At 70.0% G+C, this 15,200-nt stretch carries 3 protein-coding genes; 1 reads left to right on the forward strand and 2 read right to left on the reverse strand.

The window, feature by feature from the left end; all coding sequences use genetic code 11:
* Positions 1–21 precede the first annotated feature (21 nt).
* Positions 22–11,886 carry an LWXIA domain-containing protein gene (locus CFB50_RS29020; protein WP_089448120.1) on the forward strand — a complete coding sequence of 3,955 codons (11,865 nt, stop codon included), beginning with the start codon at positions 22–24 and terminating at the stop codon, positions 11,884–11,886.
* A 39-nt stretch (positions 11,887–11,925) separates the two neighbouring features.
* Here CFB50_RS29020 and asnB read toward each other — a convergent pair whose 3' ends face one another.
* Both asnB and CFB50_RS29030 read right to left on the reverse strand, forming a co-directional pair.
* Positions 11,926–13,893 carry an asparagine synthase (glutamine-hydrolyzing) gene (gene asnB, locus CFB50_RS29025; RefSeq protein WP_069252128.1) on the reverse strand — a complete coding sequence of 656 codons (1,968 nt, stop codon included), beginning with the start codon at positions 13,891–13,893 and terminating at the stop codon, positions 11,926–11,928.
* A 265-nt stretch (positions 13,894–14,158) separates the two neighbouring features.
* Entirely contained in the window at positions 14,159–15,190 is a 1,032-nt protein-coding gene (locus tag CFB50_RS29030) for an EscU/YscU/HrcU family type III secretion system export apparatus switch protein (protein ID WP_069252129.1), read from the reverse strand.
* Positions 15,191–15,200 lie beyond the last annotated feature (10 nt).

Genomic DNA, 15,200 nt, shown 5'->3' on the forward strand with positions numbered 1-15,200 from the left:
GCGGCCTGACAGGAGACTTTCATGCTGGACATCGACGGCGTCGGGATGGGCGTCAACTGGATGGCGTTCCTCGAGCGTACGCTCGAAGCCGAACGCGCGAAGGCGGCGAGCCAGGCCGCCCAGCAGTCGAGCGACCCGTCGAAACAGCAGGCCACCGCGCCGCCGGCCCCGCCGCTCACCGTGCAGGTCACGCCCGACAGCGATCCGTCGAAGCCGACCAATGCCGAAATCTCGTCCGCGACGTCGCTGATCCAGAGCCTCGCCGAGCAATACCGGCCCACCGCGCCGGACATCACGGTCGACGATCCGCTCACGAAGGCCGCGCAGACCGCGATCCAGGGGGCGCAGACGAAGTTCGACGACGCGCTGAAGGATGAACAGGGCAAGCAGACGGCGCTCACCGCCGCGCAGAACGATCCGCAATCGTCGCAGGCCACGATCGACCAGGCCCGCACCGCGTACGACCAGGCGCACACGGCCACCGCCAAGGCGGAGAAGGAGCTCGACGTCACGACCGACGCCGGCTACATGATCGCGTATGCGCAACAGGCCGATCACGACAACGCCGCGCTCGACCCGAAGCAGGCCGGCTCCGCGCAGGCGAACGCGAATGACGCGCTCGACAAGCTGAAGGCCGCCGTGCCCGGCATCGGCGACGATCCGACGAAGGCGTCGCAGGACACCTGGACGCCGCAGCAGAAACAGGCCTACGACACGTGGCAGCGCGCGGATGCGAAGCTGTCCGAAGCGAAGGCGCGCCACAACGCCGACATCGCGAACTCGAACCTCGCCCTCGCGCAATTGCAGTCGTATGCGTCGAACGGCGACTATTCGGACGCGATGGATGCCGGCATCGCGCGCGTCAACGACCAGCTCGCGCCGCTCGGCCGCATGATCGACGCGCCGGCGGCGATGAATCCGGACGACGCGCAGAAGGCGCTGGCCGGCGCGGCCGACGACGCCAACTATGCGAACGCCTGCCTGAACGCCGCGACCGACGCGGCGAATCTCGCCGACGTCCAGATCACGTACAACACGGTGTCCGGCAAGTACGGCCCGACCGTGATGAGCACGACGGTCGATGCGCAGCGTAACCTGCTGAACCACGCCCAGGCGAGCGCGCGCGTGAGCGGCGGCTATCTGCAGATGCTGTATGCGAATCGCCAGGTCACCGAGCAGCAGGCGAATTACGACGCCACGCAGAAGAGCGCCACGCAATGGCGCCACGACCATCCTGGCGTGAAACTCGTGGATCCGCGCGCCGACCTCGGCGTCGACGACGCGGCCGCGCAACTGTCGAAGGCCAAGGATGCCGCGAGCCTCGCGCACGACGGCTACGTCGCCGCATACGGCAACGCGCTCGCGATCCACTATGACGACGTCGCCGCCGGCGTGCAGGACCAGTACGACCACCGCACGATGTGTCTTGTGAACGATCCGACGCCGCTCGAGATCAAGGGGCTGAAGACGATCGCGTCGGCACTGCATCAGGCCGACGACCGGATGACGGCGACCGTCAACGAGCGCGCGACGAAGCAGGCGCTCGCCGACGCGCAGGCGAAGCAGTCGGATCTGCAGATCAAGGTCGACGGGTTGCAGGCCCAGTACGACCAGTGGAACCGCGATCACGGCATCGGCCCGACGCCGAGCGTGCTGGCGGTGACGAAACCCGACGGCACGCCGAAGAACATCCCGCTGACCGCGCCCGTTCCGTTCGTCGTGAATCCGTACGCGCAACAGCTGACCGATGCGCGCGCGGCCCTCGACCAGGCGAACCGCGACGTCCAGCAGGACCAGATGCTCGGCGAAACGCTGCATCAGCAGGTGCTGTTCAACGAATTCGACGCGCATCTCGACGAGCGGCTGCGCAACCCGAAGACGGAATCCGACCAGAAGGACTACGCGAAAGCGCTGTCCGACTTCTTCGGCGCACACCGCAGCGAGCTGTCGCAATCGCTGCTCGACAAGGCCGGCGAAGCCACGCAGCACGGTGCGACGATCGACTTCGGGAAGCTCGATGACACGCAGCAGCGCAACCTCGTGGGCGTCGCGATCGGGCTGTCGCCGGACAGCACGTCCAGCGATCCGCATGCCGCGCAGTTCACCGACGGCAAGAAACTCGAGTCGATCGACAAGGTACGCAACGAGCTGCTGAAGGTGGGCGGCGGCGCGGGCACGCGCGTCAACGTGATGCCGATCGTCTACGCGTCGAAGGACGCCGGCCTGATGACGAGCGCGATCTTCAAGGTCACGAACGCGAACGGCGACACGCACTACGTCGACGACCAGGGCTCGAAGTATTCGGACATCGGCAATTTCCTCGACGACAACGAGCTGTCGTCGAACGGCACGCTCGACATCGCTACCGGCTACGACGCGAACGGCGTCGCGCAGATCGACCGTCACAACAGCGCGCACGACGACAGCTGGTGGGAAAGCGTGATGCATACGCTCGGCGCCGGCGACGTGAACCTCGGCATGCTGATCGGCGGCCTCGCGCTCGAAGTGGGCGGCGGCCTGCTCGACGCCACGGTGTTCGGCGCCCCGCTCGGCATCGCGCTCAACGCGGTCGGCACGGGGCTGATGTATACGTCCGCGACGGCGGCCGTCGTGAACTCGGGCTACGACCTCGCCAACCGGATGGAGCACGACCGCACGATCAACCCGCTCGATGCGGGCGCCCGCGCGGACTACCTGAATCTCGTGCCGCTCGGCGTCGGCAAGTTCGGCGAAGCGCTGTCGTTCGCGAGCCGCACCACCACGGCCGAAAAGCTCGTGCAGCGCTTCGGCGGCGATGCGGAGCAATTCGCGTCGCGCGTGAAGAGCGGCACGCAATTCGCGACGAAAGCCTCCGCCTACGGCGGCGCGGCCGACGCGGCCGGCCAGTTCGGCTACGACCTCGCGACCGGCCACACCGACCGGCTGTCCGGCGATGCGACGTCGTTCCTGCTCAACGCGGGGCTCGCGGCGGGCCCGCAGCGGATCAAGGCACTGTCGACCGGTATCGTGCGCCGCACCGGCAGCTTCGGCGCGCGCGACCTCGGCAACCAGGCCGTCTCGATCGGCGACCAACGCGTGACGGTCGGCAAGGACAAGTACGCGGCCCTCGATACGCTGCGTGTCGGCCGCCAGCAGGCGACGCTCGACGGCCGCTCGATCACCGTCGCGAAAGACGGCACGTTGATGGTCGGCAACAAGATCCTCACCTACGACGGCGTGCCGATCCGCGTGCTCAACCGCGGCAACGACGTCAACACCGGCGCGCGCGGCAGGACCGAATCGACCGCGTTTCTCGACCAGGACGGCACGATCACGCTCGGCGAGCGCGTGAAGGGCCTGACGCTGACGCGCTTCAACCGGTACGAGACGGATGCGCGCATCTCGGCCGACGAACACGGCGGACTCAGCCTGTCCGACGGCATCGAGCTCAAGTACGCGCACGACATCGCACAGCCCCGCCCTGCCACGACGCCGGTTGCGCCGTCGCAAGGCGACGCGCAGCCGCCCGACGAAACGGGCCGCACGACTCCGGTCGCCGCACGCGCGACCGACGCGGCCGGCGCGGCGGCCACCGCCGACGAGCCGGCGGCCGCGACCTCGCGAGCAACCGCGCAAACGCGCCGCACGTCGGCCGACGTGCGTGAACGCGCCGCCGAGAACGACCACGAGGCCCGGCTCGCGTCGAATACGAACCGCCGCAGCGGCGACGCGCGCACGATCAATTACCGGCGCGTCGCCGATCCGGCCGAGTCCGGCGCGGGCGGCGCACTCAAGCCGCTGACGTTCCGCGAGCGGGTCGCGTGGACGATCCTCAACGCGCTCGAGACGTCGCCGCTGTCGCCCGGCTTCGTCGCGCGCGACGCCGACGTAACGCTGGCGTCGCGCCGGCCGCTCGTCGAGCAGCACGAGTACGGCGGCCGCACGCTGTACGTCGTGCGCAACGACCGCGCGGGCGGCGCGTTCGCGACGCGCGACGGCGTACCGGTCGGCGGGCACGAACTCGCGCTCGATGCCCGCTACGCGTTTCGCGCGCCGGCCGACATGGCGGAACCGATCGTGCTGATCGCCGAGCATGCGGACGCGAAGCTTGCGCCCGAACTCGCGAACGTGTGGAACCGGCCGGTGTTCGTCGCGCCGCGCGACGCGCTCGCGGCCGACGGCACGTTGCGCGCGACGAGCGGCTACCTGCGCTACGACCCCGCGCCGCACCCCGAAGTCGATCTCGGTCCGCTGCGCGCGGACGGCACGACCGTGTTCCATGCCGATACCGGCAAGCCGGTCGATCTCGCCGAGCATCTCGGCGCGCTGATCGCGTTCGGCAACGAGAAAGGCGGCTTCGCGCTCGGCCGCGGCGCGGTGCTCGGCCTGTACGAGGACCTGACCAGCACGCGCAGCCAGCAGCGCAACGCGGCGCTCAATGAGCAGGCCGGCCTTGCGCTGCTGCGCGGCCGCTTCGACCTGCCGACCGTGTCGATGGACGGCCCGTTCTCGCACGCGAATCGCGTCGCGGTGCTGTACCAGCCGCGCGGTGCGCTGCATACGCAGGATGTCGAGCGCGGCGTGCTGCCGTCGACGCTGAAGGCCGGGACGCTCGACCAGCTGCGGGCGCTCAAGACGCTCATCGCGGAGAATCGCCTGTACTTCGACGTCCAGGGTATCTATCACGACGGCCGCCTGCTGATGACGGACCCGGGCCGGATCGAAACCGGCAACGACGGCTACCGCGGCACGCACGACCGTGTCGACGACCAGTTGCAACTCCTCGAGCGCGGTGTCGAACGCGGCGACGTGACGCTCGCGCACCCGGAAACGACCGAGGTCGCGCCGTCCGGCGACAAGCCCGGGCTCGTCGCCCGGCTGCAGATGCGGTTCGGCGGCGCGCCGCTGCCGAACGAGGTCAGTGCACTCGCGCAACAGTCGGGCACGCTCGCGCAGCAACTGCGCATGCTCGACGACAACGGCTGGCGCGTGCGGGTCGGCAAGCGCGGCGGCGGCAGCCGGATCGATGCCGGCAAGAAGCGCGTCACGATCGACGGCGCGCTCACGCACCCCGAATCGATGACCTACACGCTCGCGCACGAAGCCAAGCATGCGGTCGAGGCGATCGACGGCTCGCTCGGGCTCGACTACAGCGGCCGGCGCCGCTTCACGCGCAAGGCGCTCGAAGCGGAGGCGCGCGCGCAGCTCAATGCGTTCGAGGCGCGCTACGAAATCCAGATGAAGAGCGGCGTCGACATCGCCGCGCACGTCAAGCTGCCCGACGCGATCCAGGCGGTCGCCGATGCGTGGCAGCCGTCGCACGACTACGCGGGCACCGTCGCGACGCTGGCCGACGCATTCGCGCGTTTGCCGGTGTCGGGCGCGCACGGGCAGCACTACGAAGCGTTCTACGGCGACGCGTTCGATCGCGGCGCGGCGCAGGCGGCTCGCACGATGCCCGCACCGCAGGACGCGCAGGCGGCCGGCGACGCGCCGCGTTCGATGCGCGAGATCCAGGCGCAGCGCGTCGCGTGGACGAACGACCATGTGGAGCGCAATGCATCGCCGTTCGGCGCGGGCGGCCCGCCCGCGCTCGACACGCTGTCGTTCCTGCGCAGCGACGAGCCCATCCGGCTCGATCCGCGCAACCAGATCGCCATCGTGCCGGCCGAATCGCTGCGTGGCGGCACGCTGCTCGGCCCCGACGGGCGGCCGGTCGATCCGCACACGTTCACGCTGCTCAACCCGCCGCCGCCCGACCCGGGATATACGACGATCCTGTCGGCCCGCCACGCGAACGAAGGCGCGGCCGCACAACTCGCGAACCTGTGGCAACGCACGATCTACGCGGCGCATCCGGATGCCGTCGGCGAAGCCGGCGCGCTGACCGACCTGTCCGGCCTGAACCGCTACACGCCGGCCGCCTATCGCCAGCCGTCGCTCGGCGAGCTGTCGGTCGACACGGCACGCGATCGCCTGCATGTCACCGGCGACCCGTCGCGCGTCGTCGACCCGGCGGATTACCTCGGCCCGGTGCTCGGTTCCGGCGCGGACAAGACCGTGTTCGACGGCGGTGCCGGACAGGCCGTCGGAATCTATCGCAACGGCACGCCCCGCGGCATCGTCAACGCGTACGAAGCGGTCGGCCTCGAACAGGCCGGGCTGCACGAACTCAAGGAGACCTACAAGCTGCCGACCAGCACGACCGACGGGCCGTTCACGGTCGCCAATCGCATCGGCGTCGTGCTGAAGCCGTCCGCCCAGCTCAGCAGCGTCGACGTCGAATTCGACCTCGGCCTGCCAAGCGTGGTGTCGCACGACGGCCTGGCCGATCTCGGCAAGATTCGCCGCGTCACCGCGCAGCACCATCTGCTGTATGACTTCCAGGTGCTGTTCGGCCGCACCGGCGAGGTGATGCTGCACGACCCCGGCGAGGTCATGCACGAGGCCGACCCGGACGGCAGCGTACTCGAACGGATCGACGACGTCGCCGCGAAGATTCATTATGGACTCCAGACCGGGCGCATCCGTCTCGCGCACCCGGAGATGACCGAGCACGGCGCCTACGCGCCGCGGCGCGGCGTCATCGAGCGCGTCGTCACGACCTTCCGCGGCGTCGTGCTGCGCATGCGCGCGCACGCGCTCGCGTCGCGTTCGCCGACGCTGATGGCGCAGATGCGGCTCGCGAAGCAGGACGGCTGGACAGTGAAGCTCGGCGCGCGCGGCGCAGGCCAGTCCGTCGACGCCGAACGGCGCGTGATCGTCCTCGACGGCAACACGCGGCGTGCCGGCACGCTGGTATTCGCGCTCGCGCACGAGGCGCAGCATAGCGTCGACATCTCGACCAATGCGCTCGGCCTCGATCACACGAGCCCCGAAGCGTACGTGCGCAGCCTGCTGCTCGCGGAAGCGCGCGCGCAGGTCAACGCGTACCGCGTACGCGACGAGATCCTCGCGGCGGGCGGCGGCGACATCGCGGCCCACGTGCAGCTGCCGGACGCACTCGCGCGCGCCGCGCGCCACGCGTACGAGAGCGGCGACCCGGCCGCGCTGCAGGCCCTCGCGGACCAGTTCGGCGACACGCGCACGTCGCTGCCCGGCAATCCGACCTATCGCGTGCTGTACGCCGAGCAGGCGCGCGCGCTGACCGGCGACGCGCGACTGCCGAAGCTTGCCGCGCCGGGGGCCGGTAACCGCGCATCGGGTGCATCGGGCGCCGCCGGCGGCGGGCGCGCACGCGAAAGCGCAAAAATGAAGCGCGCACGCGCCTGGCTCGACGAACGCGGGTTACGCACGTTGACGCGCGTCGAAGGCAACAGCCTGCCGGAACTGCGCAACCTCGTCCGGGAAACCGGGCGCAGTACCTACGTGCTGATCTCCCGAGCCGGCACGCCGAGCGCCGGCTCGCCGCCGAAGTTCGTCGCCGAGGCGCAGGTCGATGCGAACGGCGCGATCAAGATCACCCATGCCGACCGGTCGCTCAAACGCGCGGGCCGGAAGACACTCGACGATGCGCTGTCGCTCGCGCTCGATGCGCGGAATCGCAACGAGGCCGCGGCAGCACGACTCGACTTCGATTTCTACGTATCGAAGGTGCCGCTCGCCGAATTGAAGAGCCTGGGCGGCCCGTCGAAGATCGAGCCGGCGCACGACGGCGACACGATCGAATTCACGCACGCGGGCCGCGTCGACGACGCGCTCGCGGACGCGATCGACGCGCTCGGCTCGGTCAAGCACTATTCGAACGCCAACAAGGCGATCGCGAACGCGCGCAACGCCGATACGATCTACGCGGTCGACCGGAAAACCGGCGAGATCCTCGGCCATGCGACGCGCGACCCGAACAGCCAGGTGTGGTACTACGAGGCCAAAGCGCCGCTCGACGGCACCCGCGTCACCCCGCGCACGCTCGACGACGCGTTCCAGCGCCGCGTGAATGCGCGGATGCGTCCGGGCGGCCCGCGCCACCGGATTCCGCTGTCGCGCGCCCGCCAGCGCGGCGTCTCGTTCATCGCGACGGAGATCGGCGCCGACATGATGGCGCGCATCGGCCGCTTCGATCCGGTCAAGGCGCCGAAGGAAAAGGCCGACCGCCTGCCGTCGCGCCTGCGCCCGCGCTATGTCAGCCAGACCACGATCGCGTGGACCCTCGACGCGAGCCACCGCGTCGCGCTGCTGACGCGCGCCCGCGCCGCTGCGCTGCTGAAGCGGCAGGCGACGCCGGGCGCCCTGCCGTCGGGATCGGCGGCGCCCCATGCGCAGCCCGTCCCGGCCACGCGGGCCGGCGCCCGCGCCCCCGCCCCGTCCCGCCCGACGCTGCGCGACGCGCTGGTCGAAGCGCACATGCTGCCCGCCGGCGCGAACCACGCGCTCGACTTCAGCGGCCCGAACGCCGTGCATCTGCTGACGCTCGCCGAGCACGGCATGCTGGCCCCCGACACGCACCGGATCTACGTGTACCGCACCGGCGAGCCGATCGCGCACCAGCTCGACGCGCCCGACGGCGTGCTCGTGCCCGACGCCGCCGGCAACCTGCTCTGGTACGACGACTGGCGCGACACGAGCGGGGCCGGCGTGCCGCTCGACGCGTCGCCGATCGGCCGCGGGCCCTACGGCGCCGACGTCCATCTGCTGCTCACCGAGCTCAAGCCGGACGGCGTCGACACGTATGCGGCCGGCACGCGCGTGGATGCGCTGAACCGGCAGATCGACCGGCTCACGAAGCTGCAGGGCGCGTCGAGCCGCAACCTGGTCGATACGCTGCGCAAATGGGCCAGGCAGGAAAAAGCCGCGGCCGTACGCGAACGCAACGCCACGCAGCGGGGCATCGACCGCGAGATCGAAGCCGCACGCAGGCGCAACGCGCCCCTGCCCGAGCATCCGGTGCTCGAAATCAAGCCATACCAGCCGGCGCTCGTCAGCTCGACGCAGATTGAATGGAAGCGGCGCTACGGCGACGGCGGCATGCCCGACCCGCTCGCGCATATCGCGCGGCTCAAGGCGTTCATCGAGCGCGAAGGCAACACGCGCGCCGGCCCGCTCGAATTCGAGGACACGCCGGGCGACACCGCGCCGCCGGTGACGATGGCCGACGCGAAGGGATGGACCGGGCTCGGCAAATGGCTCGGCGTCGCACGCGACTATGCGACGGGCGGCGCGCGCTATGCACCGGTGCCGCGCTGGAAGGACATGCAGCGCAAGCTGAGCGCGGCCGCCGCCATCGACCGGCAGATCATGCGTGCGTTTTTCAGGTCGAGCCGCGACGTGCAATATCGCGTCGCGCCGATGAGCCGCGCGTACCGGCTGTCCGATGATCCGCAGGCGTTCCTGGCCCAGCTCCGCCGCAACGGCGCGGCGGGCGCGGCCGTCACGCTCGTCGTCGATCCGCATACGCTCGCGGCGGCCCAGGGCAAGAAGCACGACCAGGACTTCGTCGACGACGTGAAGCGGCTCGGCGACCAGACGCGCGCGAAGCTGGACTACACCGACGCGACGATCACCGGCGAGAACGGCCACGTCGTGCATCTCGACGAGCTGACCGAGAAAAACCTGCACGCATGGCTCGACGCCGCGGCCGAAGGCGGCTTCCTGCTGCGGCTCGAAACCGCGTCGGGCCGTGCGCTGGTGTCGCGTACCGACGAGCGCTACCAGGCCGGCACGAACGACCAGTATCACGACTACGTGCGGCTCGCGTCGCTGCTCGAGAAGTGGGCGAACCAGCACCCGCGCGAAAACGCGCCGCACGTGATGGTGACGTTCCACGGCTGGGATGCCGTGCCGGAACCGGTGCCGGGCGCCGGTCACGTCGAACTCGTGAACGCGCTGCTCGACCGGCCGGCGCTGAACTGGGTGCACGTCGGGCTGTCGTACGCGACGCACGGCGCCGACTTCATCGCCAACCAGGACCTGACGAGCGCGCTCGCGAAGATGCTCGTCGAGCGTGCCGGCCCGCACGCGGGCAAGCGCAACCACGCCGCGTTCGAGCGGATCCATGGCGGCGACGCGCTGACCCGCGTCTTCGAGCGCGTCGATCCCGACACGCTGGTCGAACAGCACCAGATGCTGCTCGCCGAGATCGACCGGATCGGCCGCGACAGCGGGATGACGCCCGACGAGATCGGCTCGCTCGTCAGCCGCCTGTACGAAGGCAACACGACGAAGCTGCTGAATCGTGCGCGCTACGCGGTCGCCGACTACGCAACGAAGGCCTGGCAAGCGGACCCGGCCAACGCGCCCGCGCCGACCTCGAAGGTGCGGCGCTTTACCGAAGACTGGCAGCGCGACGTCGGCAGCAAGCTCGACAAGCCGCAGCAGAGCCGGACCATCGGCAGGCGCCCCTTCTCGTCGCAACCCGACTGGCGCGAGGTCGTGCAACGGCCCGAGCTGCTGGTCGACGACGCGAAGCCGCTCAGCGACAGCCGCCTCGTCAGCAGCCAGTCGAACCGGCCGGCCCCCGCCGCGCCAGCCGAACCGCCGCTGACGCCCGAGCAGGCCGCGCATGCGGAACTGAACGCGCTGCGGCTGCAGCAGGCGGGCCGGCTGCGGTCGTGGTTCACGCGGGAAAACGTGCTGTCGATGCTGGCCGGCGTCGGCGTGGGCTTCGGGGTCGGCTTCGGCGCGCACCAGTTCGGCCTCGCGTCGCCCGAGTTCAAGCAGACGAGCAACGCGATGTTCGTCGGCGCGCGCACCGGCCGTCTCGTGCAGGCCCTGCACCAGGATTCCGTGCGGGCGCTGCAGGATGGCGATCCGCGGCTGTTCCGGCGCGTGCTCGATCGCTTCGTGCGCGGGCTCGACAGCCAGCTCGCCGCGCACGAGATGGACCGCGACACGCGCGGCGCGTCGCTCAGGCTGCTGGCCAGCGAGGCGCGCGCCAAGGTGAACCAGCTGATCGTGCTGCACGAGAAGCAGAAAGTGCCGGCGGACGACGTGGTCACCTATACGAAGATGATCGCGAACGACATGATCGCGCAGATGCAGGGCGTGCTCGGCGGCACGTCGATCCAGCAGATGCACCACGGCAACCCGCGCCGCTTCTTCGGCAAGCTCGGGCGCTCGGCGGCGCTGGCCGGCTACGTCGGGATCGGCGAGACCGCGATCCACAACCTGTTCACGGATCCGTCGATCGTGCCGGTGCTCGGCGGCGTCGGCGCGCTGCTCGGTCTCGGCTATACGGCCGCCATCCATCTCGGCGCGACGCGCAACCTGTCGCTCGACCGCCGCAGCCGGCTGGTGCGCGCGATCGATGCGACGTCGGATGTCGTGTCGGTCGCGGCCGGCTATACGGGCGCGTTCATCGGCGCGCACGCGACGATCCATTCGAACGTCCCGCTCGCGCTGTCGGGCGCAACCTCCGCGACACTGCTCGCGCTCGCGCGCATCGACACACATTTCCCGAACGCGACCAAGGCGATCACCGGCCGGATTCCGACCGCGATCGTGCTCGTGCCGATCGCGATCTACGTCGGCAACTGGATCTACACGTTCTTCGACGACAAGGGCAAGCCGGTGCCGAAGTCGAACGTCGCGCCGCCGGGCGGCAGCGCGTCGCCGTCACCGAGCGCGTCGTCGTCCGCCCCGTCGCCGTCGGCCACGCCGTCCGCGAGCGCGCAGCCGGCACCCGGGCCGTCCGGGTCGGCCACGCCGACGCCGCCCGCGTCGACGCCGTCGGCCAGCCCGTCAACGCAGCCGCCGCGCTATTTCGTCGTCGACGGGGATTCGCTGTGGGTGATCGCCGACCAGCATCGCGATTCGCTGCTCGACGCCGCGCACGTCCCGCCCGCGGATCGGCAGGCGATGTCGCGCGCGGAGCAGGACACGGCGGCACTCCGGGAAATCCTGCAGCTCAATCCGGCGGTGGCCGCCGATCCGGCCCACCTCGCGATCGGCACGCCGCTGATCGTCGGCTGACCGCGGCCCGGCCGCGCATCGGCCGACCGCCGTGCCGCGTCACCCCGCGCGCTGATGCTCCAGCCATGCCTGGAACATCAGCACCGTCCACAGCTGGTGCTGCCAGTTCATCCGGCCGGTCTGGTGCTGCCGCCACAGGCGGTCGACCGCCGCCGCGTCGAAAAAGCCCTCCTCGCGCAGCCGCGACGGCCGCAGCAGCGCCTCGGCCCAGTCGCGCAGCGCGCCGCGCAGCCAGTGGTCGACGGGCGCGCAGAAGCCCTGCTTCGGCCGGTCGATCAGCGCGGACGGCACGTACCGGTCGAGCAGCCGGCGCAGCAGCGCCTTCGACTGCCCTTCCGGCAAGCGCACCGCCGCCGGCACGCGCCACGCGAATTCGACGACGTGATGATCGAGGAACGGCATGCGCGTTTCGAGGCTGACCGCCATCGCCGCGCGATCGACCTTCGCGAGGATGTCGGTCGGCAGGTAGGTGAGCGTATCGATCGCCATCGCCTGCTCGGCGAAGCTCAAATGCTCGGGCCACGCGGACACCGTGTCGAGCGGCGTCGGCGGTTCGTGCCCCGACAGCGCGAGGCGTTCCGGATGATGCACCGACGACATCAGCAGCCGGTACAGCCCGATGCGGCTCTCGGCGGTCATCACGTGGCCGAGCTTGTGCAGGCGGTCGCCGATGCGCGTCGCCGATTCGCGCGCCTCCACGCTGCCCCACGCACCCTGCGCGACGGCCGCGAGCTGGTCGGCGTGATCGGGCCGCAACGCATGCAGCGCGGCGGCGATCCGCGCACGCACGGCCGCCGGCACGCGATGCAGCTTGCGCCACAGGCGCGGCGTCAGGAAGTAGCGCGTATAGCCGCCGAACAGCTCGTCGCCGCCGTCGCCGGACAGGCTCACCTTCACGTGCCGGCGCGTCAGCTCCGACACGAGGAAAGTCGGAATCTGCGACGCATCGGAGAACGGCTCGTCGTAGATCGACGGCAGCTTCGGCACGACGCCGAGCGCATGGTCGGCCGTCACGTAGAGTTCGGTATGGCGCGTGCCGAGATGGCGCGCGACCGCCTTCGCGTAACCGGCTTCGTCGTAGCCGGCTTCGTGGAAGCCGATCGTAAACGTGTCGACCGGCGCCGCCGATTGCGCCTGCATCAGCGCGACGATCGCCGACGAATCGATGCCGCCCGACAGGAAGGCGCCGAGCGGCACGTCCGCTTCCATCTGCCGTGCAACCGCCTGGCGCAGGATCGTGTCGAGCTGGCCGACCGCTTCGTCGGCGCTGCCCTCGAACGGCTGCGCGCGGCCATCCGCGATGGCCTGTTCGAGCGTCCAGTACGTGCGGACGCGTGGCGTGTCGCGCGCATGTTCGAACTGGATGAAGGTGCCCGGCGGCAGCTTGTGGATGCCGCGATAGATCGTGTAAGGCGCGGGCACGCTCGACTGGCGCAGGTACAGGCACAGCGCGTCGCGATCGATCGTGCCGTCGAAGCCCGGATAGCCGCGCAGCGCCTTGAGCTCGGACGCGAACACGAGCGCGTCGCCGATCCGGCCGTAATAGAGCGGCTTCTCGCCGATCCGGTCGCGTGCGAGCGTCAGCACCCGCGACGCGCGGTTCCACAGCGCGAACGCGAACATGCCGGTCGCGCGCCGCAGCGTCGCCTCGACACCCCACGCGACGATCGCCGCGATCAGCACCTCGCTGTCGGAGTGGCCGCGCCACGCCGGTGCGCGTCCTGCACGCTCGAGTTCCGCGCGCAGTTCGCGATGGTTGTAGATTTCGCCGTTGAAGACCATGACGAAGCGACCGCACGCGGATGCCATCGGCTGTCGGCCGTGCACCGACAGGTCGACGATCGCGAGCCGCCGGTGGCCGAGCGCGATGCCGGCCTCCGGGTCGACCCAGATCCCCTGCCCGTCCGGCCCGCGATGCGCGAGGCTTGCCGTCATCCGCGCGAGCGTGCCGCGCGCTGTCTCCTCATCGAAGGCGACGCTATTCAGAAAGCCGTCGATTCCGCACATTGATTTGTCTGCCCCTGTTGACCATGTTCGTCACACGTGGCGCAACCTCGCGGCCCGCCGTCCGGCGTGACGGTCGAGCCATATTACGAAGAAATAAATCAGCAATAATTCACTGGTGAACTTCCGCACCAGGCAGAAAAAAATAACGTCAAGCACCGCGCGGGCATGATCATTCAAGGGGTCATATCGAACGGGAACGCATGGCCACGCGCGTGCGCGCAACGGAAAAAGGGGTGGCATGCCGAAGCGGCCGCCGTCGCACGCGTCAGCCCGCGCCGGTCGCCCATTTCAGCAACTGCGCAACCTCGCGGAAATGTTGCGGCTGGATCGTGCCGTTCTCGGGCGTCGTCTCGTACAGCGCCTGCGCGAGGCCGACGTTCGCGAGCGTCGGGCGCAGTTCGTCGCGCGCGGCACGCACGATCCGCTCGGCCGCGTCGCCCTCGCCGCGCGCGAGCACCCACGGCAGCGTGCCGATCCCGCCGTAATACAGCGCGACCGCGACGCGTGACGAATAAACGACCACCGACGCATAGCCGATCCGCTCGGACAGCGACGCGAACTGCACTTCGCGCGCGAGCTGCCGGCGCTTCGCCGCGATGTGCGGATCGCCTTCGTCCTCCTTGTGCTCGCGCCGCACTTCGTCGATCGACATTTTCATCTTCTGGTTGAATTCGTGCCGCTGGTGCACGATGTCGATCAATGCCATCACGATGTAGATCAGCGCGGCCCAGCCGAACAGCAGCATCAGCAGCTTCACGATCAACGCGAGGATCGAGATCGGCCGCGTGAAGCCGGATTGCACGGACGGGTCGAGCGACTCGACGATCAGCCAGCCGAGCGTCGCGACGAGCAGCGCCGTCTTCAGCAGCATCTTCGCGAGATTGACGAGGTTGCGCAGCGACCACAGGTTCTTCATCCCCTCGGCCGGGTTGAGCCGCGACAGCTGCGGCACGAGGCGGCTCCACGCCATCACGCCGCCGACCTGCACGAAGCCCGCCAGCAGGCCCGCGAGCAGCCCGGCCGCGACGATCTGCGCGGACAGCGTCGCCCAGTCGCGCGCGGCGCCGTCGATCAGCACCGCGATCCGCGTGGACGGGTCGGCCGCGCCGACCGCATCGAACACGAGCCGGAACAGCGCCTGCAGCCGCGCGAACAGCGCGCCGATGCCCACCGCGAGCGCGACGCACACGCCGACGAAGAACGCCGACGAAATCGTCTCCGCGCTCTTCGGCACATCGCCTTTCTCGCGCGCCTCGCGCAGGCGCTTCGCGGTCGGCTTCTGGTTCTTTTCGGCCATCGCGGCTCCG

It is taken from the genome of Burkholderia sp. AU33423, from assembly GCF_002223135.1.
GTDB lineage: Bacteria > Pseudomonadota > Gammaproteobacteria > Burkholderiales > Burkholderiaceae > Burkholderia > Burkholderia lata_D.

Bases quoted from the DNA above. Each gene is read 5' to 3' on its own strand.
- CFB50_RS29020 (WP_089448120.1), top strand. From the start codon at position 22: ATGCTGGACATCGACGGCGTCGGGATGGGCGTCAACTGGATGGCGTTC.
- asnB (WP_069252128.1), bottom strand. From the start codon at position 13,893: ATGTGCGGAATCGACGGCTTTCTGAATAGCGTCGCCTTCGATGAGGAG.
- CFB50_RS29030 (WP_069252129.1), bottom strand. From the start codon at position 15,190: ATGGCCGAAAAGAACCAGAAGCCGACCGCGAAGCGCCTGCGCGAGGCG.